Annotated in this window: 19 protein-coding genes; 8 read left to right on the top strand and 11 right to left on the bottom strand. The window is 64.5% G+C overall.

The genetic code is table 11. The features are described 5' to 3' along the window. Positions 1-146 precede the first annotated feature (146 nt). Positions 147-1,337, bottom strand: coding sequence for a DegT/DnrJ/EryC1/StrS family aminotransferase (locus ACTIEW_RS00430; RefSeq protein WP_439475932.1), 1,191 nt, complete (start codon positions 1,335-1,337; stop codon positions 147-149). 245 nt (positions 1,338-1,582) lie between these two features. Here ACTIEW_RS00430 and ACTIEW_RS00425 point away from each other — a divergent pair, with 245 nt between their 5' ends. Continuing rightward, positions 1,583-2,320 carry a class I SAM-dependent methyltransferase gene (locus ACTIEW_RS00425; RefSeq protein WP_439475931.1) on the top strand — a complete coding sequence of 246 codons (738 nt, stop codon included), beginning with the start codon at positions 1,583-1,585 and terminating at the stop codon, positions 2,318-2,320. 85 nt (positions 2,321-2,405) lie between these two features. Then, a complete protein-coding gene (locus ACTIEW_RS00420) occupies positions 2,406-3,284 on the top strand; it encodes a class I SAM-dependent methyltransferase (protein ID WP_439475930.1) in 879 nt (292 codons plus the stop codon). Positions 3,285-3,294: 10 nt separating this feature from the next. On the opposite strand, the gene ACTIEW_RS00415 is transcribed toward ACTIEW_RS00420, so the two are convergent. The 7 genes from ACTIEW_RS00415 to ACTIEW_RS00385 all read right to left on the bottom strand — a co-directional run bounded on the left by ACTIEW_RS00415 (position 3,295) and on the right by ACTIEW_RS00385 (position 11,537). Beyond that, positions 3,295-3,966 (bottom strand): HAD family hydrolase, encoded by a 672-nt coding sequence (locus ACTIEW_RS00415; RefSeq protein ID WP_439475929.1) that lies wholly within the window; start codon positions 3,964-3,966, stop codon positions 3,295-3,297. Beyond that, positions 3,953-4,927, bottom strand: a complete 975-nt coding sequence (locus ACTIEW_RS00410) for an ATP-grasp domain-containing protein (RefSeq protein ID WP_439475928.1) — start codon at positions 4,925-4,927, stop codon at positions 3,953-3,955. The genes ACTIEW_RS00415 and ACTIEW_RS00410 overlap by 14 nt, the downstream gene beginning before the upstream one ends. After that, positions 4,908-5,507, bottom strand: coding sequence for a sugar transferase (locus ACTIEW_RS00405; RefSeq protein WP_439475927.1), 600 nt, complete (start codon positions 5,505-5,507; stop codon positions 4,908-4,910). Before ACTIEW_RS00405 ends, ACTIEW_RS00410 begins: the two co-directional genes overlap by 20 nt. Before the next feature lie 5 nt (positions 5,508-5,512). Further along, the gene (locus ACTIEW_RS00400; protein WP_439475926.1) at positions 5,513-6,760 is read right to left on the bottom strand and encodes a glycosyltransferase family 4 protein; all 1,248 of its coding nucleotides are present in this window, start codon (positions 6,758-6,760) and stop codon (positions 5,513-5,515) included. A 5-nt stretch (positions 6,761-6,765) separates the two neighbouring features. Then, complete coding sequence (wecB, locus tag ACTIEW_RS00395; protein WP_439475925.1) at positions 6,766-7,884, bottom strand: non-hydrolyzing UDP-N-acetylglucosamine 2-epimerase; 1,119 nt, start codon at positions 7,882-7,884, stop codon at positions 6,766-6,768. After that, positions 7,881-9,350 (bottom strand): UDP-N-acetyl-D-mannosamine dehydrogenase, encoded by a 1,470-nt coding sequence (gene wecC / locus ACTIEW_RS00390; protein WP_439475924.1) that lies wholly within the window; start codon positions 9,348-9,350, stop codon positions 7,881-7,883. Before wecC ends, wecB begins: the two co-directional genes overlap by 4 nt. 252 nt (positions 9,351-9,602) lie before the next feature. Then, positions 9,603-11,537 carry a polysaccharide biosynthesis protein gene (locus ACTIEW_RS00385; RefSeq protein ID WP_439475923.1) on the bottom strand — a complete coding sequence of 645 codons (1,935 nt, stop codon included), beginning with the start codon at positions 11,535-11,537 and terminating at the stop codon, positions 9,603-9,605. 492 nt (positions 11,538-12,029) lie between these two features. Here ACTIEW_RS00385 and ACTIEW_RS00380 point away from each other — a divergent pair, with 492 nt between their 5' ends. The 5 genes from ACTIEW_RS00380 to ACTIEW_RS00360 all read left to right on the top strand — a co-directional run bounded on the left by ACTIEW_RS00380 (position 12,030) and on the right by ACTIEW_RS00360 (position 18,145). Next, entirely contained in the window at positions 12,030-12,725 is a 696-nt protein-coding gene (locus tag ACTIEW_RS00380; RefSeq protein WP_439475922.1) for a polysaccharide biosynthesis/export family protein, read from the top strand. A gap of 293 nt (positions 12,726-13,018) precedes the next feature. Further along, complete coding sequence (locus ACTIEW_RS00375) at positions 13,019-15,160, top strand: GumC family protein (protein WP_439475921.1); 2,142 nt, start codon at positions 13,019-13,021, stop codon at positions 15,158-15,160. A 173-nt stretch (positions 15,161-15,333) separates the two neighbouring features. Then, on the top strand, positions 15,334-16,401 hold the full coding sequence (locus tag ACTIEW_RS00370; protein WP_439475920.1) for a tetratricopeptide repeat protein: 1,068 nt from the start codon (positions 15,334-15,336) through the stop codon (positions 16,399-16,401). Positions 16,402-16,530: 129 nt separating this feature from the next. Further along, a complete protein-coding gene (locus ACTIEW_RS00365) occupies positions 16,531-16,755 on the top strand; it encodes a hypothetical protein (RefSeq protein WP_439475919.1) in 225 nt (74 codons plus the stop codon). A gap of 46 nt (positions 16,756-16,801) precedes the next feature. Beyond that, entirely contained in the window at positions 16,802-18,145 is a 1,344-nt protein-coding gene (locus ACTIEW_RS00360; protein ID WP_439475918.1) for an O-antigen ligase family protein, read from the top strand. A 92-nt stretch (positions 18,146-18,237) separates the two neighbouring features. Here ACTIEW_RS00360 and ACTIEW_RS00355 read toward each other — a convergent pair whose 3' ends face one another. Then, on the bottom strand, positions 18,238-19,131 hold the full coding sequence (locus tag ACTIEW_RS00355; RefSeq protein ID WP_439476298.1) for a metallophosphoesterase family protein: 894 nt from the start codon (positions 19,129-19,131) through the stop codon (positions 18,238-18,240). Positions 19,132-19,333: 202 nt separating this feature from the next. On the opposite strand from ACTIEW_RS00355, the gene ACTIEW_RS00350 reads away from it, so the two are divergent. Beyond that, positions 19,334-19,504: a hypothetical protein gene (locus tag ACTIEW_RS00350; RefSeq protein ID WP_439475917.1), complete on the top strand. Its 171-nt coding sequence runs from the start codon at positions 19,334-19,336 to the stop codon at positions 19,502-19,504. Between the two features lie 5 nt (positions 19,505-19,509). Here the strand turns inward: ACTIEW_RS00350 and ACTIEW_RS00345 are convergent, their stop codons facing one another. Both ACTIEW_RS00345 and ACTIEW_RS00340 read right to left on the bottom strand, forming a co-directional pair. Next, positions 19,510-21,687, bottom strand: a complete 2,178-nt coding sequence (locus ACTIEW_RS00345; protein ID WP_439475916.1) for an AGE family epimerase/isomerase — start codon at positions 21,685-21,687, stop codon at positions 19,510-19,512. Between the two features lie 132 nt (positions 21,688-21,819). After that, on the bottom strand, positions 21,820-23,330 hold a 1,511-nt coding region (locus tag ACTIEW_RS00340; protein ID WP_439475915.1), incomplete at its 5' end, for a calcium-binding protein.

Genomic DNA, 23,330 nt, shown 5'->3' with positions numbered 1-23,330 from the left:
GTCAGTCTGAGCGCCTTGCGGCGCTTTCATCTCTTGAAGGTGACCTGATCGACCGGTCGGATTATCCCCGCAACATACGTTGCGTTTACCAGCATATATGGAGAACCGTACCCTCAGGGGGAGCTATTGCCACAGCGGGTTCGGAACTACCACGTTCTTTCGCTGGCCGTGGCGCGAAACATGACGGCGGCGATCGCCTCACAGGTCTTTTCCACCTCGGCGTCGGTCAGCGTCGGATGGACCAGGAAGGCAACGCTGGTTTCGCCCAATTCTCGCGCGACCGGCAGGCGCTCAGCCGGGCGCCAGCCCGTGTTGTCGAAAGCCCGCTCTAGGTAGACCTCGGACGCCGAACCGTGGAAACAGGGCACGCCCTCGGCGACGATGGCGTCGATGATGCGGTCGCGCGTCCAGGCTGGCGCCAGGGCCTCAGGCCGCACGAAGGTGTAGAAGCGGTACCAGGCGTGGGTGACATGGTTGGGCGTTACGGGCGCCCGCAAAGCTGGACAGGACGCGCAGGTGTTCGACAGGGCCAGGGCGATTCGGGTGCGCCGCTCAGTCCACGCCGCCATCCGTTCCAGCTGGATCAGGCCGATGGCCGCCTGCATCTCGATCATCCGCCAGTTGGTTCCGAAGCTGTCATGCACGAGGCGCGGTCCCGGCGGGTGCGGGCGCTCGTAAACCGCCTCCCAGCTCTTGCCGTGGTCCTTGTACGACCACATGAAGGACGCAAGGTCGGGGTCGTCGGTGGTGACCATGCCGCCCTCCCCGCCTGTGGTCATGATCTTGTCCTGGCAGAACGACCAGGCCCCGATGTGACCGATCGACCCCACGCTGCGCCCGCGGTAGCGCGCGCCGTTCGCTTGAGCGCAGTCCTCGATCACCTTCAGCCCATGCTGCGCCGCCAGCGCCATGATGGGATCCATGTCGCACGGCATCCCGCCCAGGTGGACGCAGATGATGGCCTTCGTCCGCGGGGTCAGCACCGCCGCGATGGTCTCCGCCGTGATGTTCTGGCTGTTGGCGTCGACATCGGCGAAGACCGGGATCGCACCAGCCGTTACAATGCAGGAGGCGGAGGCGAGGAAGGTTCTGGAGGTGGTGATGACCTCATCGCCCGGCCCGATCCTCAACGCCTTCAGCGCCACGTCCAGCGCTACCGTGCCGTTGGTCAGGGCGACCGCATGGCGGGTCCCGACCCAGTCGGCGAAACGTCGTTCGAACTCGCGACAGCGGTCGCCGGTCCAGTAGTTGACCCGGTTGGAGGCCAACACCGTGGTGACGGCGTCGATCTCCTCTGCCGTGTAGGAGGGCCAGGGCGCGAATGGCGTATCAAGCATGGGAGGGGCTCAGGAACTCGTTGGACGGCAGCGTTGCCCGACAGTTTCCCGTTATCACATCGCCCCAAAGGGTTGTAACCGACAAAGCGGGCAAGAATCTCGATTGGACGATTGCGAAACGTCGCAGCCTGCCCCCCGCAGGATTTGCCAAATGAGGCGCGCGCGGTATGGTTCGCGAGAGGCCTTCGATTTGAACGCCAACAGGTTGCGGCTTTGATGGGGGCAGGTCAGTGATTCCGGACAGGATGGATGACGACAAGTCGGGCGCCTTTGGCGTCGAATATCTTGACTGGAAAAGCTGGGGCGGTTCAGATTTCGGCGTTCTGAGCCGATCGACTGAAAAATACTATGAAGCTGAACTGAAGCGCGCCGGAGTGCTCGACAAGCGCGACCTCAATGTCCTGGAGGTCGGTTTCGGAAACGGCGACTTTATGACGTTTTGCAAGCGTCGAGGCTGGTCGGTCACCGGAACGGAGATCAATCCCGAACTGGTCGCAGTGGCCAGGTCCGCGGGATTTGACGCGCGGGCGGCATCCGATCTTGACGGCCTCGAAGCCAATAGTTTCGATTTGCTGGTCACGATCGATGTGCTCGAGCATATCCCGCCCGAGGGGACTGTTTCATTCCTTCAAAGCCTTCTTCGAACATTGCGCCCGGGGGGGGTTCTGGTAGCTCATTTCCCCAACGCCGACTCGCCTTTCGGACTCTACAATCAGAATGGTGACGTAACGCACGTCAACGCAATCGGCACGGGGAAAGCCCGGTATTACGCGCAAGCTGCGGGCGCTGATTTGATCTTCCTGCATGGCGAGGCGCGCCCCATCCCGGCGGGTTCGCTTGCACATACCGGGCAACGGGTTATCGCCTTGCCATTCCGCTGGGCGGTCAATGCGCTGGCGCGTTTCGTCTTTCTGCCCGGCACAAATATCGATTTCGCAGCAACAGCCTTGACGATGATCCTCAGGAAACGCCCTCAATCATGACACGCACGCGCGGCAGGAGCGACGGGCGCAATCGAAATGGTGTAGCACTGGTCGGGCCTGCGGGGCGGCGCGCCGGGGCCGGCTCATGCTCACTCGGTTGATGATGACAGACACTCTGGTTACGAATGATCGACCGTACGCGCCCGAAGGCCGGACAGGACCGCCGGGATGGTTCGCCCATCTGGTCCAGTTCTCTCCCGACCACTACGGTTGGAAGGACGGTCGGCTCGTATTCCACGGCGCACCCGGGAATACGGGCGCCAACCCCTCAACGGGCTTCGCGGCGTTCCTCGTCAGAAACCTCTATGCCACCCACAATTCCTCAGGCGCGATCCGACGCGCCCTGGGCCCGCTCGTCAACGACCTGGCGCTCGACGAGAGCAAGGTCGGCCTCAATTTCGGAGCCGGAGGGGGGGGGCGCCTCCATCCGCGCATCCTCAACCTGGATGTCCAGGATCAGGCGCACGTCGACCTCGTCACCGACGGCGGAGACATTCCGCTCAAGGACGCCTCGCTCGACCTGATCGTCACCCAGGAGGTGCTCGAGCACGTGGCCGACTATCGGGGTACGGTCCGCGATCTGGCGCGCATCCTGAAGCCGGGGGGTATCATCTATTGCCAGCTTCCCTTCCAGATCGGCTTCCACCCCGGCCCCAACGACTATCGCCGCTTCAGCCGCCAAGGTATGGAACAGTTGTTCGAAGGACCAGAATGGCACATCGAACAGGTCGGCGTCGCGACCGGCCACGGGACCGCCTTCTACCGGATCGCGGTCGAATTCTGCGCAGTGACCATGAGCGCCCTTCACCGGAGTCTCTATCGGCCAGCCAAGGGTCTTTCGGCCGTCCTCCTCTATCCCTTCAAGCTTTTCGACGGCCTGACCGAGCGTTCGTCGGAAAGGGATCGGATCGCCGGCGGCTATTACGCCGTAGCACGACGTACGGACGCCGCGCCCTCGGCCTGAGGTTGACGGCTCACAATCCCAGCCACCGACCAAGCGCCACCGCGTCGTCCAGCCAGACTTCAGGTTGGTAGTTCGGGCCCAGATCGGCGCGTAGTTGCGGGTGGACGCCCTGCTCGCCGGTCCTCATCCCCACCGTGTGCCAGCCCAAGGTCCGGGGGGCCAGGAAATCCTTGGCTGGATTGTCACCGACATATAGCCAGAAGTCGTCAGGATGGCGCGCCATCACGTCGCGAAAGCGTGCCGGGTCCTGCTTGTCGCTCCCCCAATCCTCCGAGATCAGGACGGGCAGGTGAGACAGGCCCAGAGCCTTGAGCTTGAGGCGCTGGGTTATCGAGCGCCCGTCTGTCAGGATCAGCACCGGCCTGCCAGCCCGTTCAAGGCGCTCAAGCAGAGCCGCCCACCCCGGCCCCAAGGTGATCTTCGGGGGGTGCAGGCGATAGATCCAAAGTAGCGTCTCCAGCGCTGACGCCGGGAGCCCCGCCTCCCTGACCAGGAACCCCAGCCAGTTCTTTTCGCCGGACTCGACTGCCGCCTCGACCGCATCGTGCAGGTCGTTGCCCAAGGTGTCCGACAGCAGCTCGCAGACATGGGCCCGGCCTGACCTGACGTAGTCGACTTCCGGATAGAGAGTGTCGTCGAGGTCGAAGACGAAGGCCGTGCGACCGATCTCAGGCCTGTCCACGGACCAGCACCTTGGCGTCGTAGCGCAACATCAACAGGTCGGCCTCCCAGCCGTCGAAGTTCTCGACTTCCTTGCCCAATAGATATTCGTCGATCAGCCAGCCGGGGTAGTTGGCGCCCGCCGCATAGGTCAACGGAAAACCGCCCCCGAAGCGCGGATTGATTTCCAGAGCAGCATAGCGCGACCCGTCGGCCTTGGTGAACAGTTGCACCGTCAGGCAACCGCGCGCGCCCTTTACCTTCAGCAACCTGTCTTTCAGATAGTCATAAACGTGATGCTTTCGCGTGGCGCCCTTGTTCACCTCACCGTCGCGCACCTCAAGACGCTCGCGAGGAACCATGCACTTCATTGCGCCGACCCGGTCGTAATAGGCGTCAACAGTATATTCTTTGTGCGTCTGGTCGATATATTCCAGGAACATCATCTTCGGGTCGTCCAGCATCGTCGCGGTCAGGTTTTCAGCCGTCGGCAGCAGGACGGCACCCACGCTGCGGCTCCCGTCGTAGGGTTTGACGAAGCAGGGAAACTCCAGGGCATCGCGGTCGAAAATGTGTGGAACGTCGACGCCTACCTCCTCGAACAATGCCGAGGATACGCGCTTGTCGCGGCAGGCAGAGACCAGCCCCTCGTCGGAAATAACCAAGGCCACGCCATGAGCGGCGAAACGCTCGCGATTCTGGGCCAAGCCCAGCAGTTCGGTGTCGATCGTCGGCGCAACCAATCCGACGCCCTCGCGCCGGCACAGGTCCAGCAGAAAGTCATGATAGTCTAGGTCGGTCACGTGGGGGGCCTGGAAGGCCCGGTCCGCGACCTGACAGGCGGCGGACATCTCCGGATTCAGGTCCGTGGCGAAAACCTTCGCGCCCGGAAACCGGGCCTGCAATTCGGTCTGGAAGGCCTGGACCAGCTCCACCCGGCGACCCGCCGACAAGATCAGAACGTTATGAGCCGGCAGGGCCATCGGTTTTCCCGGTGAAAAAGGGCATGGTCGCCTCTCCGGCTGCGCTGATGCCTTCGCTCCTGGTCACTTTCAGCACAGTCATAAAAAGGATTCTCAGGTCCAGCCAGAAGGACCGATTGTCGACGTACCAGACATCGAGTTCGAACTTCCGCGCCCAGTCGACGGCGTTGCGGCCGTTGACCTGGGCCCAGCCGGTGAGGCCGGGTCGCACCTCGTGGCGGCGCGCCTGCTCCGGCGTGTAGAGCGGCAGATAATCCACCAGCAGGGGCCGGGGGCCCACCAGGCTCATCTCGCCCTTCAGCACGTTCCAAAGCTCCGGCAGTTCGTCGAGGCTGGTAGCGCGCAGCCAGCGACCGAAGGGGGTCAGACGCTCGGCGTCGGACAGCGGGCGGCCGTCAGGCCCGGTCGCATCCCGCATGGTACGGAATTTGATCATCTCGAACGGGCGCCCCTGAAGGCCGGGACGCGTCTGGCGGAACAGCGCGGGAGCGCCCATGCGACGGCGCACCACTAACGCCAGCACCGCCAACATGGGGAGCAGGACGATCAAGGTTGTCGTCGAGGCGACGATGTCGAACATGCGCTTCAAGGGGGTCCCCCGCGCCGCCCGGCGCCGAGTTCGACCCCCTCTAGCGTCTCCACGAACTTGTTGGCCAAGTCCTCGCGAGCGAACATTCGGGCGCCCAGGGCCACGGCCGCAGCGCCTCGCCTCCCGGCCTCCTCCCGGTCGTCGGCGGCGGCGATCAAGGCGTCCGCGAACGCTTCCGGGTCGTCCGGCCGGACCGCCCATCCGCAACGCTGCTCGCGCACCAACTCGGCCAACCACCCAGGATAGTTTATGATGACCGGCAGGCCGCCCGCCAGATAATCGAAGAATTTGTTGGGCGAGGTGCCATCGTAGAAGGCGGGAACGTTCGCCAGTATCTGCAACCCGGCGTCCCCGCCCCGGATCAAGGAGGCGATCATGAGCTTCGGCATGGCGTCGGCGAAGCGAACAGTCTTCAGGCCGTGCGCGTCACGCATCAGCTGGGCCTTTTCTGCTCCCGTGCCGATCAGCAACAGTTTGATGTCGCTCCGTCCCCGCTGTTCCAAGACCTTGCCGGCGGCGATCACGGCCGCCAGACCGTTCGCCTTGCCATGAGCGCCAGCGAAAACGGCGACAAAGTCGTTGGGAGCGATCATCTCGGGAAACTGATCCGAGGGCTTTCTGGGAATAGCGGCGGCAAACAGGCCGAGGTCGCAACCGTTCGGGATCAAGGTTATCCGCTCTTTCGGAAAACCCGTTTTGGCCACACCCTCCCGGATGCCCGGCGCCAGCGCTATCACGTGGTCAGCCATAGCGTAGGCTAGGCGTTCCAACAGGATCATGGGGCCAAGGAGCAGCGGGTTTTTCATCCCCATCGCCCGAGGGAGCTCCGGCCAGAGATCCCGGACTTCAAATACAAACCTTTTGCGGCGGAACAGCTTGGTGGCGATGCCAGGCAATGCAGCAGTCAAGGGTGTCGAGGTCGCGAACAGCAGATCATACTGCTCGCTCAAAGCCGTCCCAATTGCCCAACGCGCGAAGACCGAGAAGCGCCAGGCTCGCGTGAGAAGAGGATCATTGTTCGAACTGCCCAGCGCGAACTCAATGACCCGAATGCCCTCAACTTGACCCTCTCGGCGCCCCTTGGCGAAGGGGGTGGTCAACCCTGTCGTTGAGCGGTCGTAAGAGGCGCAAACCATCGTAACGTCGTGTCCGGCATCGACCAGCGCGCGCGCCATTTCATATGAGCGCGTGCCGACGGAGCCTGCGGGCGTGGCAAAATACTGATGGACATAGAGGATACGCATCGATTTCAGCTTGCCCGTCCGACCGCGTCTGAACCGCCCAGATATCGGTTCGCCAGTGCATGGACGATCCGGCCGGCCGACTGGCCGTCGCCGTAGGGGGATCGCTCCACCATCATCGCTTTTCGCGCTTGCGCATCGTCGATCAATCGAAGGGTGTTCTCGATGATCGCCGTCCGTTCCACGCCAATCAGCAGAGCCGCGCCGGCGGTGACGCCCTCTGGACGTTCCGTCTCTGTCCGCAGCACCAGCACCGGTGTCTTCAGGGTCGGCGCCTCCTCTTGCACGCCGCCGGAATCCGAAAGCGCGATCGAGGCTCCGGAGAGAGCGGATAAAAACTCACGGTAGTCGAGCGGCTCGCGCAGAAAGACATTCGGCAGTTCGCCCAGCGCCTCATGGACGCGGTTCTTGATGTTGGGATTTGGGTGCACCGGCCAGATGAAACCAAATCCCGGCCGCGCTAGGGCAATTTCGCGAATCGCGGCGATGATGTTCTCGACCGGCTGACCGAAATTCTCGCGGCGGTGGACAGTGATGAGGCCGAAGGCGTCGAACTCCGGCAGCGTCATCGGTTCGACGCGCGCGCGCGCGATCTCGACGGCATCGATCACCGTGTTGCCGGTCATCAGAATGGCCGTCGGGTCAATTCCCTCGCGCAACAGGGTATGGTGCGCCAGATCGGTCGGCGCGAAATGCAGGCTGGCGAGCTTGCTCGCGGCCACCCGGTTGAACTCCTCGGGAAACGGACTGCGCAGGTCGCCGCTGCGCAGTCCGGCCTCGACATGTGCGAAGGGCACACCACGATAGAAGGCCGCCAAGGCCGAAGCGAACACCGTTGTGGTATCCCCCTGCCCCACTACGCAGACGGGATCGCACTCCGCGATCACCCGATTCAAGCCCGTCAGACACCGCGCATTCAGGTCCGCCAGCGACTGGTTGGGCGTCATCAGGTTCAGGTCGTAGTCGGGAACGATCTCGAAGATGTCCAACACCTGATCGAGCATTCCCCGGTGCTGCGCCGTGACCGCCACCTTGTAGGGCGCCCCTGTTTCGCGCAGACGGCGGACCACCGGGGCCATCTTGATGGCCTCGGGCCGCGTCCCGAAAACACAGAGAACCGGCTTCATGGAACCGGCGCTGATCGTGGCAAGACGCCGCGGGTGTCAATGACGCGGGCCCCTTGGGCGATGCGGGCCGCATTCTTCTTGAAGGCCTTGTGATCGACCAGCAGGGCCACGGCGTCGGCGCGCGCCAAAGCTGTCTCAAGGTCAACCAACTCGACGCCTGCGTCGCGAAGCCGGGAAGGCAGCTGGTCGATGTTGGGCTCAACCGCCAGTACGGTGACGCCGGGAAGGCGAGCAATGTTCAGCGCCACGTCGACCGCGGGGCTTTCGCGCAGGTCGTCGATGTCCGGCTTGAACGCCAGGCCAAGGCAGGCGACCACCGGCGAATGGAGCCCCTCGACCGCGACGCGGACCTTTTCCATAATCCTGTGCGGGCGGCCGTCGTTGACGGCGCGCGCCGCCTGGATGACGGGAGTGTCATTTGGTGCGGATTCAACGATGAACCACGGATCGACCGCGATGCAGTGCCCCCCCACGCCCGGGCCGGGGTTCAGAATGTTGACCCGCGGATGGCGGTTAGCGAGACGGATGACTTCCCAAACGTCGATCCCTTGGGTGTCGCAGACATTGGCCAACTCATTGGCGTAGGCGATGTTGACATCCCGGAACGCATTTTCGGCCAGTTTGCAGAGTTCTGCTTCGCGGGCGCGGGTCGCCACCAGTTCGCCTTCGACGAACAACGCATAGAGGCTGACCGCCAATTCCGTGCAGGCTTGGGTCATACCGCCGATGGCGCGATCATTCGACACCAGTTCTTCGATGACATTGCCCGGCAGGACCCGCTCGGGACAATAGGCCACATGGATGTCGATGGGACCATCGGCACCCGATCTGGGAAAGCGCAGATCGGGACGGGCGGCCGCCAACCGCTGGGTGATGCGATCGGTGCTGCCCACCGGAGATGTCGATTCCAGCACGACCAGATCGCCGGCCTTGAGAACCGGTCCGATGGCGTCCACCGCACTAAACACGGCGCGCATGTCTGACGCCTTGTCGATGGTTATCGGGGTGGGCACAGCAATCATGAAGGCGTTGGCGGGTTCCGGACGGGTCGCCGCCCTCAATCGACCGGAGCCAACAGCGGCCTGAACCACCGCATCCAGGAGCGGTTCGACGATATGAACCTGCCCCCGGTTAACCGAGTCCACGACCGACTGTTTGATGTCTATGCCGACGACCTCGATGCCGCGCGAGGCCATCAGCGCTGCGGTTGGCAAGCCGATGTAGCCAAGACCGAGGACACAGACCTTTTTGACAATCATCGCGTCCCACTCCCGCGAGCTCGTAAGGCTCGGGCCAGCCGAGATAGCCGGTTGCCGCACGTCTGAACCCCCGTTGATATCACGTCGCTCGGTCGTCGCCGCGAACCCGTGCACGTAAAAAGCCTTGACCCGCGGCCAGATCAGGGTGTGCGACGAACGTTTTGTTCCGCCGCCGAACCCCGTCGCGACTTGGGGACGGAAAACCACAGCCCCGTAAAACTTACAACCCCAATTTGGATGGCCAACAGGGCCACCCGGCAAATAGCAAACACTGAACCATTCGACGTCGTGGGCCCGGAAGCGCCTGGAAATTCCAGGGCCGGGACCGCCATGATGGAAACATCAACCCAAGGCAGCGGATCCAGGGCGTCGCGGCGTTGAAATCCAAAGGCCGCAAGCCGAAGACCAGGTTCCGGAGGCATGCATCCGATTTGCCCTGAACGTCCAAAATCATCCTGATCACAGGGCTTCCGCATGGGATCGGGATCGAATCCTGTCGACCACCTCCAGAACGCTCCGGTCCGGGAGATCACTGGCTTGTCGGGACTGGTCCACCAGGGCGAGGATATCGGCCAGGCGGACCGCGTCCGGACAGTGCCGCCAGAGCAGTTCCATGACCCCCTCCACGCAGGGCCGGACCTCCTCGCCCTCGTCGCTCAGCGCCTCGGCCAGTTTCTCACCCGGCTTCAGGCCGGTAAACTCGATCACAACATCTACATCCGGAATCTTGCCGCTGAGTTCGATCATCTGGCGGGCCAGGTCGGCGATTCTGACCGACTCACCCATCTCCAGCAGGAATTTGCGCGGTGCCGCGCCCTCCATGCCGGTGCTGATCGCGGCGCTGTGGAGAACCAGCTGAACCGCCTCGGGGATGGTCATGAAGAAACGGTTGACCTCGGGGTGGGTGACGGTCACCGGCCCGCCGCGGGCGATCTGGTCGCGGAAGATCGGCACCACCGAGCCGGCCGATCCCAGGACATTGCCAAAGCGGACGGCGGTCATCCGCGTCTGGCCCTGCGGCGCCAGGTCCAGAAGGGTCTCGGCGATCCGCTTGGTCGCGCCCATGACATTGGTGGGGGCGACCGCCTTGTCAGTCGAGATCAGCACGAATTGGGTCACTTGGTGGGCGACGGCGGCCTGAATGACGTTCCATGTTCCCAGCACGTTGGTGAGGATGCCCTCGGCGGGATTGTCCTCGACAAGGGCGACGTGTTTCAGCGCCGCGGCGTGAAAGATGATGTCGGGTCGTTCATTGCGAACCACCTCGGCGACGCGGTCGGTGTCACGGACGTTGGCCAGGATGGCGCGGCGGCCAGCCTCGGAGCGGGAGCGCCCCAGTTCACGATCAATCTCAAATAGCAGGAATTCGGAATGATCAACCATGCTGAGGTGCGAGCAGCCGAGCGTCAGAAGTTGGCGGCAGAGCTCGGATCCAATGCTGCCGCCCGCCCCGGTGACCAGCACCCGGCGACCGACTACAAGGTCCCGTACCGGCGCCGCGTCGAGGGAAATCGGCTTGCGCGGGAGAAAATCCTCGAGCGGAATTTCCTCCAACCGATTTGTCGCATCTGGAGATCCGTCGATATCCGCCAAGCTTTGCGGTTTGAGGAGGGTGTGCCCGGCCCGGCGCAATTCACCGATCCGCTCCGTGGAGAATCCATAAGCTCGGACCGGATCGTCCAGAAAGATTAAGGCGTGGGGCGTGGCCCCCAATCCGGCCAGGCCGCTGTGCGACGGTCGCCAGGTCGCCAGATCGCCGATGAAGGGGACGCCGTGGAGGCGTAGGCCGACCTCCTTGGGATGGGGGGTGACCACGCCGACAGGCCGGTAGGGTGAATGAGGGTCCCCCTGCAGCAGTCTCAATTGTTGATCGGCGACGGCCATGGGTCCGACGATCAGCAGCGGCATCCGGCCCGTCGCCGGCCGCGGCCACCAGCCGGGCAGGAAGTGAGCCGCCAGCCCCGGGTCCTGAGGCAGGCGCCAGACCATACGAAAACCGACCAGCAGCGCCAGGCTCACCAGCCAGGTCAGGGGCAGGACCGAGCGCGGCAGCTGCACGCCACGGTCGAGGAAGAAGATCAGGCCCAGGAAGAGGCCGATAGTGACGCTGACATTGCGGACCAGGCCCATAACCTCGCGCATGGAGGCGAAGCGCCAGGCCGAGCGTTCCGACTGGAAGATCAGCTCGACCCCGGCGCCGATTAGGGCGTAGAGGCCGGCCCAGCGGATCACGCGGATAGCGTCGGGGTCCGTCATCCACCAGTCGACGGGCACAGGGCGGCGCAGCTCATAGGCCAGGACAAGGCCGAGGAACAGCAGGCCGACATGCAGGCCAAATTTCCCCGCCCAGACCAAGGTCAGGTCAGCCCGCGCGGTTCTGGCGACAACCGTCATGAATCCCCTCGATGTTCGAGCCCATCAGCCCCGCGGGGCCCAAGGGATCCGCCTAAACCCTAGCTCAGGTAGCAGGCTCGCCCGTCTTGCAGACTCCGGAACAATTGGCAAATACATACGACAATCAGGCCTTAAGCGTCATCCCCATCGGTCGAAAGGGCGAGATTGACCATCGTCGCGACCCGAGGGTTGGGCCGATTCCGGTCAGAGGGAGCCGCAAGTCCGTCGAGTGGCTTCGGAACCCATGCTCGGAGCCTCGATCCAACGTAAGGTGTGGATCGCTGACAGCGGCGACTCCGGATTCCGGTCCGTTCATAGGCTCATCAGGGTCAACGTCACGGCGGATCGCGGGCACGATACCCGTTGACCGCCCGCTCTCGGTGCTGGACAAGGCTCCCAACGCGGCTTGGGCCGGCCCGGTCGTCGACCGGGCTCACCCTCGTCGTCCGTCCGGCCAGGCCGGCCACGTCTGTCTTCGAGGTATTGTCGCCGATGATGCGCGCCCTTTCGCTTCTACTGGTCCTCGCGGCCGTCCTGCTCGCCGGCTGCGGCGGACCCCGCATGGACATGGACCAGATGACCGCCGCCCGGCCCGTCGATCTGCAATCAGTGCGGGTGGTCGCCTCGCCGCAGGCAGAATATCAGATCGGCGTCGGCGACAAACTCGACGTGCGGGTGTTCCAGGTCGCGGACCTGTCGTTCGAGGAGCTGGTGGTCGACACCTCGGGCAACATCAACATGCCGCTCATCGGGGCGGTCCGGGGGGCGGGCCGTACCGCCGGAGAGATGTCGTCCGACATCGCCGAACGGCTGGCGGCGCAATACCTGCGCAACCCTCAGGTCACGGTCACCGTCAAGGAGGCCGCTAGCCAGAAGATCACCGTCGACGGGGCCGTCACCAAGCCGGGCGTCTATGAGATGCGCGGTTCGACGTCCCTTCTTCAGGCGGTAGCAATGGCGGAAGGGCCGACCCGGGTCGCCGATCTGACCAAGGTCGCCGTCTTCAGGAGCATCGACGGAAGACGCTCGGTCGCGATTTTCGATTTGAGCGCTATCCGCCAGGGCCGGGCATCTGATCCGGAGGTCTTGGGTGATGACGTTATCGTTGTGGACACATCTCGCCTCAGTTCCACACTCCGGGAAGTTGTGGGGGCCCTGCCGGCTCTCGCGGCCTTCGCCTACTTCTAACAACTGGCATACTCGGCGTATGGGACTGATCATCACCTGGTCGGGTTTCGCCTTGGCTCGGTCGAGAGACCCGCTACTGGCGAATTCGTGGTGCGCGATCACGGGCAATACGATATCAGCCCGATGGATTTCATGTGGTCGTAGCCGCAACACTGTGACGGGTTTCAAGAATGCTGGGCGATAATCAACTCGCTGACGGACGCGGTCGGCGGCCTCAGGGCCGGGGAACCGACCCCAACGACACTTTCGCGGGGGGCGAGCAGGGCTGGGGAGCGCAAGGCGACGACCAGCCCATGGTGGACTTGGCCTCTTATTGGCGGCTCACGCTCAAATACCGCTTTTTGATCATCGGCTGCTTCCTCGGCGCGCTCGTCATCGGTGCGACTTCTACGCTCCTGCTGACGCCCGTGTATACGGCACAAGCCACCCTGCAAATTGATCGGGAGGCTGCTCGGGTCTTCAATGCCGAAGATGTCACGCCTACCGAAAGCATGATTCAGGGCGAGGAGTTCTTCCAGACCCAGTACGGCCTCCTCCGTAGTCGATCCTTGGCTGAGCGCGTCATCGAAAGCTTGGGACTGGCGAGCTCCAACGACGCGCTTGAAGCCATGGGGGTCGAGGCGCCCGAGGCCGGCGGAACCGCTGCCGCCCAAGCCTCACAACGCAGGGCTGCAGCGCTCAAAGCCATTCAGGAAAACCTCAGCGTCTCCCCGATCCGCGGCTCTCGCCTGGTCTCGGTGGGCTATGATAACCCGAACCCCGTCGTAGCGGCCCGCATCGCCAACGGCTTCGCGGAGAACTTCATCCAGTCCAACCTCGACCGCAAATTCGAAAGCTCGAAGTACGCCCGGGAGTTTCTGGAAGAGCGGATCGCCCAGACCAAGGAGCGTCTGGAATCCGCCGAACGCCAACTGGTGGCCTATGCGGCCAACCAGCAGATCATCAACGTCGGCGAACCCAGTGAAGGCGCTGCTTCAGGTGGCGCAACCGAATCCCTGACATCCAACAATCTGGTCGCCCTCAACAGCGCCCTCGCCCGTACCCGGGCGGAACGCGTGGCCGCCCAGGAACGCTGGCGGTCGGCCAGCACGTCTGAGCTCATGACTCTGCCCGAAGTACTCCAGAATCTGACGATCCAGCGGCTGACGGAACAACGGGCTCTCCTCGACGCAGAGTATCAACAGAAGCTCAGCATCTATCAGCCGGACTATCCGGAAATGGTGCAGCTCAAGGCCCGGATCGACGAAGCCGATGGGCAGATCCGGACCATCGCCGGCAACATTCGCAGCTCCATCCGCAGCCAGTATGAGATCGCAGCCAACCAGGAGCGGTCGCTCCAGGCCCAGGTGACCGGCCTGACAGGCGATGTTCTCGATCTGCGGGACCGGTCGATCCAGTACAACATCCTGCAGCGCGAGCTGGACACCACCCGCACCCTCTACGAGGGGCTGCTGCAGCGGTACAAGGAGGTCGGCGTCACGGGCGGCGTCACCTCCAACAACATCTCCATCGTGGACGTCGCCACCCCGCCACGGAAGCCGTCAAAGCCGAACATGTTGCTGAACATGGCGCTTGCAGCCCTCCTCGGGCTTGGTCTCGGCGTTCTGGCGGCCCTGGTTCTGGAAGCCCTCGACGAGACCTTGGCGACACCTGACGACGTCGAGAAGAAGCTGGGCGTTCCGGTGCTCGGGGTTGTGCCCTTTCTCGACAAGGGTGAGACTCCCGCCACTGCACTCGCCGACATTCGCTCCGGGTTCTCGGAGGCCTATTACTCTCTTCGAACGGCGCTTCAGTTCTCAACCCCGGACGGCGCTCCCAGCAGTATGCTGGTCTCCAGCGCCCGGCCGGCCGAAGGAAAATCGACCACCGCCTATGCCGTGGCCATCAATCTGGCCCGCGTCGGCAAGCGGGTCCTTCTGGTCGATGGTGATCTGCGCAACCCCTCGATGCACCGTGTCGTCGGTGTCGAGAATGAGCGCGGCATGAGCAATATTCTCTCCGGTTCGGCGGACTTGGCGGCGGTCGTGCAACGCACGCCGCAGGAGAATCTGTCCTTCATTCCCTGCGGCCCCCTGCCGCCCAATCCGGCGGAGCTCTGGGGCGGAGATCGTCTGCGGGAGTTTCTGACGGAGACACGCAGCAATTTCGACCACGTCGTCATCGATGGCCCGCCAGTATTGGGCTTCGCAGACGCCCCCATGCTGGCGGCCGCAGTCAACGGCGTCCTTTTCGTGCTGGAATCCCGCGGCACTCGCCGGGGCCAGGCGCGGGGAGCCCTTCGGCGCCTCCAGGTGGGCCGCGCCCACCTGCTAGGCGCCGTACTGACGAAATTCAGCACCAAGTCGACCTCTTACGGCGGCTATGACTACGCCTACGACTACCACTACGGAGCCGAACCTGAGGCGAAGGTCGGCAAGAAGGACAAGCGGGGTTGAGGGATCGGGCGGACAGGTCCGCCACCTCGCGTCGGAGCTGGGCCGTTGGGGATATCGTCTCGTATGGTCTGGTGATCGGCGCCGTTCTCCTAGGTTGGCAGATCGCCATCCAGCCCCTGCTTCAACGGGTGCCAGTCGAGGTGGCGATCCGCCTCGCTCCGGGATCACCGCTGGTGTTGCGCCGGGCGGCGGAGTCCGAACTGGCCGCCGGGCGTATCGACAACGCCGCGGCGCTCAGCCGCGACGCCCTCGTCCGGTCGCCCTTTGACGTTCGGGCGCTTCGCGTGCTCGGCCTTACGGAAGCCCGGGCAAGACGCGAAGACGCGGCGGACGATATCCTGACGCTGGCCGGAAACTGGAGCCTGCGGGACGACCCCACCCATGCCTGGCTGGTCGAGCGCCGCCTTCGGCGCGGCGACTACGCCTCATCCTTCGCCCATGCCGACACGCTGGTTCGGCGTCGGGAGGACATTCAGCCCCAGGTCTTCCAGCTGTTTACCTTGGCCGCGGCTGAGGATCCGCAGCGGTCTCTGCCGGTTGTCGCCAGATTGCTCGCTGCCGATCCGCCGTGGCGCACAGCATATCTTGCCAGCCTGAACCATACGCCGCAGGGTCTGCAGGTGGCCGCGAACCTTGCCCTCCTGCTCGAAGCAGGTCGGACCCCTTTCACCAATGACGAGTTGCAGCGGCTCTACAGCGCATTGAACCATGTGGGTGGGATTGGGAGCATACAGACCGTTCGCGGACGATTGAACCGCCCCCCCTTGGATACGGCGGTGACCAATGGCGGCTTCGACGAAACCGACCATCCTGGGCCGTTCCAGTGGCGACTCTACGAGAAGGCCGGAATTGTAGCCGAGATTGTCGCCGACGACCTTCGCCCGTCCAATCCTGCCTTGCGTGTCGACTACGACGGCTACGCCACAGGGACGATAGTGGAGCAGCTGACCTACCTGACGCCCGGCTCCTATCGATTCACCGCGGTTGTCAGGAGCGAGACCGGCAGCCCCCCCGCCCGGCTCGCTTGGACCCTCTCATGCGCCACCGGCGGAGGTGATAAAGCCTCTATCCCAACCGGGATTTCGGGCGCCGCCGCGAACACCTGGGTGAACCTCTCTGGTCGGTTCGAAGTGCCGGCCGCTTGTACGGCGCAGTGGTTGAGGCTGGAGACTCGCGCGGACGATCGACGGACCCCGTCCTCGGTCTGGTTCGATCAGATAGCAATTTCCCCTGTGGGTTGAACTCGGGAAGCCCCGAGGACCAAGCATCCACCTTGAATCCGTATTGCTTTTGAAACTTTCGACCCCTATACACGTTCTCGATAGCTCGCGGGTCAGCCCGTCGTACCAACAGATCTAGGGGATCAAAGCATGCGTAAGACCATTGCTGCCGTCACGGCGGGCTTGCTGCTCGTAGCCGGCCAAGCTGCCGCCGCCAACAATTCAGCCGTCACCCGCGTCGGTGACCGTGTGGGCGCCACCGCCGACGCGAACTCCGAGTTCGCTGGGGTGCCGATCTTCGTGCTCCTGATCGGCGCTGCCGTTCTGATCACGACGGTCATCGTTGCGACCGACGACAGCTCGGAAAGCGACTAAGACTGATTGCGGTCACGCCGCCTTCGTCAATCAACTGACATAGCGCGTGCCTAAAATTACCTGGAAAGGCCAGTGGGACGCCGTCGCGATTGCGGCGATGGTTCTGCTGGCCTTTTCGTTTGCCTTCGGCGGCGCCAGTCAAGGCCACGCTCTTCGTCTGGCGCTTGTTGAACTGGCATCCCTGCCGCTTCTGGTGCTCGCATCCCGGCAGCTGATTCTTACCGGCCTGTGGCGCGAGCATCGGTTTTCGCTTGGCCTGCTGGCGGCCGTCGTCGCCATTCCGCTGATCCAGTCAATTCCGCTCCCTCCGGCTGTGTGGACCAGTCTCCCCGGCCGGGACCAGATGGTGCTCGCCCTGGAGCTGGCCGGCCTGGAGCCGGGCTGGGCGCCCCTGAGTGTAACCCCGGATCGGACCTGGAGATCAGCCCTCGCGCTTGCGCCGCCGGCCGCCTTCTTCCTCGCCATGCTGTCGTTGTCCCATCTACATAGGGCGCGGTTGGTCCAGTTCTGTATCGCCGCAGCCATTGCGGGCATTCTTCTTGGGGCGGCCCAACTGGCCAGTGGGGGCCGTCTCTACCTCTGGGATTGGACGGAAGGCGACCACATCAGGGGCTTTTTCGCCAATCGCAATCACTTGGCGTCCTCCCTGTTGGTCGCCCTGCCCTTCGCAGTCGTATCAGGCGCGGCGACGCTCAGGCGACGGGATCAGCGGACCTCCGCCCTGTGGTTCGGAGCCCTTTTCGCGGGGCTCGTCGTCATGGCCCTTGCCGCGATCCGGTCGCGGGCAGGAATCACCCTGTTCGCGCCGGTCTTGCTGGTCAGTCTGTTGGCCGCCTGGATCGCCGCCGGACGCGGTCGGCCGGGTCCAGGGCTGTTGGTGCTGGTCGGGTCGATTGGAGCAGCACTGACAGTCGTCGCGATGCTGGCCCTTCCTCCCGTCCTCGCGCGGTTTGACACCCAGGGTGCGCCTGAAGGTCGCTTCGAGCGCTGGCCCCTGGTCGCTGAAGCCGCCCAGAACTATCTTCCACTTGGATCCGGCATGGGCAGTTTCGACGCCGTGTATCGCTCGGTGGAGCCGCTTGAGGAGCTGGACGGTTCCTTTTTTAACCAGGCGCACAATGAATACTTGGAGACTTGGCTGGAAGCGGGGTGGCTTGGCATCGGCGTGATTCTGGCGTTCCTGATCTGGTTCGTCCGACGGTGCTGGACAGCGTGGAAAGCATCGCCGTCCCGGGAAGGCGACCTGCAGCGCGCCGCCAGCATCGGAATCGGTGTTCTGCTCTTGCACTCCGTCGGCGACTATCCGCTGCGGACTGTCACCTTGGCTGTCGTCTTCGCAATGTGTTGCGGCCTTCTCGAACTGGCCCGGCGAACTGACCAGACTCACTGACCGCGGCTACGTCGGAGATCCGATGGGCCGCTGGCGCACGCAAGCATCGGGAAAAGCGCCCACGCGGTCCCGCGGCCTTCAAGGACGGCGGACTATCGGACGGCTTCGATTTCAGCGCGTACGGGCTCGAGCCGCTCCGTGTGAAGGACCACGCCTGCATCGTCCGTGGGCAGGTATTCTTCACTGCCATACTGCGCCTCCGATCCGCGCTGCGGCCCGATGGTCTGCAGGAGGCTCCGCTCATGCCCTTCCAATCGCAGGGCGCTCAACACCCCCGAGTGGTAGGCCTTGGTATCGATCCCGATCCGCCGATGGTCCGCATGCACATGGGATGTCGGCGTATGGCCATGCACGACCACCCGCTCGAACACCGTCCGGCTGTTCAGGAACGGTTGACGGATCCACATCAGATCCTCTGACGACTGCCGCTCCAGCGCCACCCCCGGCCGCGCTCCGGCGTGGCTGAAGAAATAGTCCCCCACCGCGAGGCTCAGTTCGAGGTTCTCGAGGAAGGCCAACTCGGGCGCCGTCAACTTGTGCCGCAGGTCGGCCGCCACCCGCGCCCAGGCCTCTGTCCGGTGCACGAGGTCGGGAACCCGCAGCCCATATGAGCGCAACGCATTGTCGCCGCCGTACTCGCACCATTTGGGTCCGGCGGACGGGTCTTGGAGAAAGCCCAACATCGCCTGCTCATGGTTCCCTTTCAGAAACCGCCATTCGACGCCCTCGACGACCGAAAGGTCCGCCAGCAACCGAAGCACCCCGCGGGAGTCCGGCCCCCGGTCAATATAGTCCCCCAGAAAGATCACGACCTTGCGTGCGGCGGTGCTCGCATGGAGATCGGCGACGATCGCGCCCACGAGGGGCTGCAGAAGATCAAGCCGGCCGTGAATATCGCCGACAGCCCAGACAACCGTTCCGTCCGGAACGGCCGGCGCCGCGGGCGCGGCTACCTGGGTTCTGGATCGAAAAAGCTTTGAAAGCATAGGCCTCTGAACACAACTGCGCGTCGATGGCGGCGACATTCGCCTTCCGCCGGCACGCCAGCGCTTCCTATAGCAGCGACGATGTTCCGCAAGAAGAGCGGCATCGCCACAGGTGTCGGAGGATCGTCCGTGACTGCTGCGAGTCGAGTCACGGGTTGCATAGACATTACCGAAGTGTAATCATTGAGGCAGGGGATGTTGCATGGCTGAAATTCATTCGCAAATTCCGCGCGCTGTTGATGGCTGGAACAGCGCGCCTGCGCGCGCCGCCGGACTTTACGGCGAGCTCCAGCCGCTGCCGCTTCCTGTCACCGCGCCACTATCCTCCGCGATGACGCGGAAGGCCCGGTCCAAGGCGGCGCTGACCGACTGAGCGCCTCAGGGCTCTGCCAGACTGACCGCGGTTTCCCGAAGCTGCCGGTACGCCGCCACGATGTGGTAGAGCGAACTGGCCGGCGCCGGCTCTGTTTCGAACACGCCGTCCTGACCCAGCTTGTCCCGCCACAGACCGCTCGGCTCGAGGTACAGCCACAAGCCCCCCAAGGCCGCGTCGGCGCTCTCGATCAACCGCTTGCGCGCCTCACCCTCCGCTTCCTCCGCCAGGATCAACGCGGCTTTCAGCCATTCCGTCTGGGGCCATAGCCGGGCCCGCGCCGAGCGAGGCTCCAGAGCGTCGTCCAGCTCATCAATCGCCACCCCCCGGACCATATCGATTCCGCGTTCGCCGACCGCAAACAGGCGTTGCGCCGCCCCGAGAGCCCAGGGGTCGCCGCGCAGCCGGCCCCACCGCGTCAACAGCCAGGCCCATTCGAACTGATGACCCGGCTCCACCAGCCGACCTGACTCGCCCTCCGCGGGTCGCCAGTCTTCCTCGAAGAACTCCCGCAGGAATCCGCCCTTGGCGTCGATGAAGTGCGCGCGGGCCAGACCCACGATGGAGTCCGCCATACCGGTCCAGGGACCCTCCGGATCGAGGGGCTCCCATGCCAGGGCCGCCTCAAGCAAATGCATGTGAGCATTGGCCTGAAAGGCTGGCCCCACCGGCTCCCGCCAGCCGCCCTGCGGCAAGGCGAGCGTGCGAAGCGAGGACTGGATGGAGGCGGCTGCTCGCCTGGAACGGTCCACGTCCACCCCGGCCTGCACGGCCGTGGCCATCGCCAGCAGGACGAACGCCTGATCATAAAGGGACGCCGTATCATCCAGCACTGCCCCGGCGCGTGTCACCCCGGTTCTGTAGAGGCCGTCTTCTCGCTGGTTCGTCGTTTCGAAACGCGCCAAGCCTCGCTCGACAAGCGCGGCGTGGCCATCCCCCCATCCCCAGGTCGAAGCGAGGCTGTAAACATAAGCTTGACGGGCCTGGACCCGCGCCCGTCGGAAGTCCCCGACCTGTGTGCCGGCGGCGTCGATCGCTTCGGCGAAGGAGCCATCGGCGTCGACGCCCAGCGTCGCCCATAGCGGCAGAGCGTTCAGCTTCAGCCACTGCCCCAGCTGGTTCGAAAGCAACTCCAGGGACGGCGTCCCGCTGGATGACGAAGGGGTCTGCCGCCGCCCGAGTTCCTCGACCAGCGCCTTCACATCCTGCGCCCGGCCCAGGTCGCACACCAGAACGGCGTCCGGCTCGACGATGATCGCGAGGTTCGACACCCCCGCCGTCGCCACGACCATGCCCGGCGCGGCGCGGACCAGACAGCCATCGCTCCCCCGGTCGACCCAGACGCCTCGCGCTCCTTGGCCGGTGGCGGTCACGGCGTCCCAGGCGCCGAGATCCGACCATTCGAACACGGCTGGCAGAACCCAGACGGTTTCGCTCTTCTCCATGACGGCATAGTCGATCGAGATCTTCGGCGCCGAGGCGAACGCCGGCCCGAGCGCGTGAACATGACCTGACCCTGGCTCGGGCAAGGCGGACCGGACGGTGGCGACCAGGTCCGGGGCGAAGGTGTCCAGTTCCGCCAAAAGGACACGCACTGGCGCGACGAAATTGCCGCTGTTCCAGAGATACCCTTCCGAAAGGTAGAGCTCGGCGTCTGTCCGGTCGGGCTTTTCAACAAACCGCCGGACCGGGGACGGGCCGGGGCGATCAGGCTGGATATAGCCATAGGCTGGAGACGGGGATGTCGGGATGACGCCCATGGTCACGATCCGTCCGTGTGCGGCGACTGCGACCGCTTCGATCACCGTCTCCCGGAACGCAGGCGCGTCAGGAATGTAGTGATCCGAAGCCACGAACACTGCGGTCCCCTCAGGGTCCATCCCTTCAATCCAGAGCGCCGCCGCGGCCATGGCAGGCGCCGAATCCCGACCTGCGGGCTCGAGGATCAGCTCGCCTTCAACCCCCAGCGCCGCCAGTTGCGCCTCAATGAAACCTCGATGGTGCAGGCCCGCGACGATGACGATCCGACCGCCGTCGGCCAGCGGTGCGACCCGTCGAACGGTCTCCTGAAACAGAGACAGGTCGCTGACCAGGTCGATGAATTGCTTGGGGCGCGCAGGGCGGGAGGCAGGCCAGAGGCGGGTGCCCGCCCCGCCGCAAAGGATTACGGGATAAATAGCCATGGTCGTTCCCCCTCCCGACGTCTATCCGCCCCCCCTGCGGAGGGCAACCGGGGAGCGATGATCCCGCTTGCGAGTCCCGGAGCGGTTCGGACAGCATGGCCCGAACCGCCCTGGAAATCGTGGCGGCGCCCCTTAGCTCCAGACGTCGCTTCGGGTTGGGGAGGCAATGCCGGACCAGTCGTCGAACAGGGTCAGGCCGTCCTGCGAGACGTAGGGGTTCGTATTCTCGCCTGTCTGCGAGAGCAGCAGACCCCGGGCGAAATCCATGTCCTTGAGGAACGCCGCCCCGTCGAAGTCGCCGTCCAGTGAGGGCATGACCGGCGGGCTCTCGAACTTGCCCGTCAGCACGAAGTCGTCGTCCATGACCGGCAGGACCTCGGGGGAATCCGGGTCCCTTGCGGCGACGAACAGATAGCCGTCGTCGGCAGCTATGTCGCCGAACAGGGAGAGCGTCGCCGCGATGTCGCCGTCTCGCGGAGCGAAGTCGCCCGCAGTCAGCTGCTCCCGTCCGAGGATCGGGAAGACGTCCGTCTCGCCCGGCAACGTCTGGGGTTCGGCGTTCTTGGCCATGTCGCCGGGCGCGGAGGGAAGAACCTCAGGTCCAGCGTCCTTGTCCACCTCGCCCGGCGCGGCGGGCAAGATCCGGGGTCCGCCATCCTTGGCCGTTTCGCCCGTGGCGACAGGCAGCACCTCAGGCCCGTCGCCGCTCTTGTCGGCGGCCATCGCGGGCAGGACCATAGGACCAGCCGGGGCGAGCGCCGGCTGGGCGGCGGGCTCGCCGGCGGCATCTGTGACCATGTCGGCGAACTGAAGCCGTTCCACATTGGTCACGGTGTCGGTTCCGTCCGGACCGGTCACCGTGGTCACCCCGCCCAACACTGTGATGACGTAGGCTGCACGATTGCCGGAATAAACGGCCGTATCCGTGCCGCCACCGCCGTCGAGGAAGTCCGCGCCGGCTCCGCCGATCAGGGTGTCATTGCCGTCAAGCCCGCGCAGTTCATCATCGCCGGCGAGACCGCTCAGCGTATTGGCGCTCGCATTCCCGGTGAGGAAGTCGGTGTAGATGCTGTTGGTGCCGATCACGTTCTCGATGCCGGACAGGGTGTCGCCCTGCGCATCGGGGCCGCCATGGGCCGTGCCTTGCGTAAGGTAGACAGCGATGCGGTCCGGCGCCGAGGAATAGTCGACCGTGTCGATACCCTCGCCGCCGACCATCGTGTCGGCCCCAATCCCGCCGATCAGGAGGTCATCACCCGCTCCGCCGTCGAGGAAGTCCGCGCCGGCTCCGCCGATCAGGGTGTCATTGCCGTCAAGCCCGCGCAGTTCATCATCGCCGGCGAGACCGCTCAGCGTATTGGCGCTCGCATTCCCGGTGAGGAAGTCGGTGTAGATGCTGTTGGTGCCGATCACGTTCTCGATGCCGGACAGGGTGTCGCCCTGCGCATCGGGGCCGCCATGGGCCGTGCCTTGCGTAAGGTAGACAGCGATGCGGTCCGGCGCCGAGGAATAGTCGACCGTGTCGATACCCTCGCCGCCGACCATCGTGTCGGCCCCAATCCCGCCGATCAGGAGGTCATCACCCGCTCCGCCGTCGAGGAAGTCCGCGCCGGCTCCGCCGATCAGGGTGTCATTGCCGTCAA

The sequence above is a fragment of the Brevundimonas sp. genome, from assembly GCF_051860745.1.
Classification (GTDB): Bacteria; Pseudomonadota; Alphaproteobacteria; order Caulobacterales; family Caulobacteraceae; genus Brevundimonas.
The sequence above is the reverse complement of the archived record's forward strand: the minus strand, read 5'-3'. Positions and strand labels throughout refer to the sequence as shown.